This window comes from Paratractidigestivibacter sp. (genome assembly GCF_052362415.1).
In the GTDB taxonomy this organism is placed as follows: Bacteria; Actinomycetota; Coriobacteriia; order Coriobacteriales; family Atopobiaceae; genus Paratractidigestivibacter.
In genome coordinates this window covers 532-2,087 of sequence record NZ_DAWEMK010000187.1, presented here as the reverse complement: position 1 = coordinate 2,087, position 1,556 = coordinate 532, and the positions used below count along the sequence as shown (strand labels likewise).

Below are 1,556 nucleotides of genomic sequence, written 5' to 3'. Positions count from 1 at the left end.
ATCAGCCTTCGTCTTTGCATCAGGTTCCCGTCAGGGAGACTGCGGCAAGGACGAGGGCTTCTTTTTTGCTCCCGGCATTGGCGAATGGCAAAGTTTTTAGGAAAGAAAGGGAAATCTCATGAACACACTCGTTATCGTGCTGATCGCGGCGGTCGCCCTCGTCGCCGCCTATGCACTCTATGGCCGCTGGCTGGCTAAGAAATGGGGCATCGACCCCAAAGCGCAGACACCCGCCGTTAAGTACAACGACGGCAAGGATTACGTCCCCACCAACGGCTGGACGGTCTTCAGCCATCAGTTTTCCTCCATCGCGGGCGCGGGCCCTGTCACCGGCGCGATCCAGGCCGCCGCGTTCGGCTGGCTGCCGGTGCTGCTGTGGGTGCTGCTCGGCGGCGTCTTCTTCGGCGCTGTGACGGACTTCGGCGCGCTGTACGCCTCCGTCAAAAACGACGGCAAGTCCATGGGCATGCTGATCGAAAAGTACATCGGCAAGCTCGGCCGCAAGCTGTTTCTGCTGTTCTGCTGGCTGTTCTGCCTGATTGTCATCGCGGCGTTCGCCGACATGGTCGCCGGCACGTTCAACGCCTACACCGTGGTCGACGGCGTGACGCAGCTTGCTGATGCCGCGCAGACCAACGGCGCAGCCGGTATGGTGTCCATCATGTTCATGGTGTTTGCCGTCGTCTTCGGCCTTGTGCAGAAGAAGCTGAACCTCTCGGGCTGGAAGGAAGCCGCGCTCGGCATCCTCTGCATCGTTGCCTCGTTCGCCGTCGGCATGAACTGCCCGCTCATCTTCGGCAAGGCGACTTGGAGCTACATCACGTTCGTCTACATCTTCTTCGCCGCCGTTCTCCCGATGTGGCTTTTGAAGCAGCCGCGCGACTACATGACCACCTTCATGTTCATCTGCATGATCGCGGGCGCGGTCGTCGGCCTTCTCGTTGCGCATCCGACGATGAACCTCCCCGTCTTCACGGGCTTCAACAATGAAAAACTCGGAACGATGTTCCCCATCCTGTTCGTCACCGTCGCCTGCGGCGCGGTGTCCGGCTTCCACAGCCTCGTCTCCTCCGGCACGTCGTCCAAGACGGTTGAAAACGAGAAGGACATGCTCAAGGTCGGCTACGGCGCGATGATCCTCGAAAGCCTGCTTGCCGTGCTCGCGCTCTGCGTGGCCGGTGCGGCCGCCGCGGCGGACGGCACTCCCGCCGCCGGTACCCCGTTCCAGATCTTCAGCCGCGGCGTTGCGGGCTTCTTCGAGATGTTCGGCGTGCCGAACTACGCCGCCACGGTCTTTATGACGATGTGCGTCTCCGCCCTCGCCCTCACGAGCCTTGACGCCGTCGCGCGTATCGCGCGCATGAGCTTCCAGGAGCTTTTCAGTGTGGACGACATGACCCACGCCGAGCCCTGGCGCAAGCTCCTGTGCAACACGTATTTCTCCACGGTGCTGACGCTCGTGCTCGGCTACGTGCTCACGAAGATCGGCTACTCCAACATCTGGCCGCTGTTCGGCTCAGCGAACCAGCTGCTCTCCGCGCTCGTGCTCATCACGC

General features: G+C 61.8%; 1 protein-coding gene. It reads left to right on the top strand.

All coding sequences use genetic code 11. The features are described 5' to 3' along the window. Positions 1-118: 118 nt before the first annotated feature. Positions 119-1,556, top strand: a 1,438-nt coding sequence (locus tag ACT84W_RS10730) for a carbon starvation CstA family protein (protein WP_444329211.1), incomplete at its 3' end; no start/stop codon positions are given.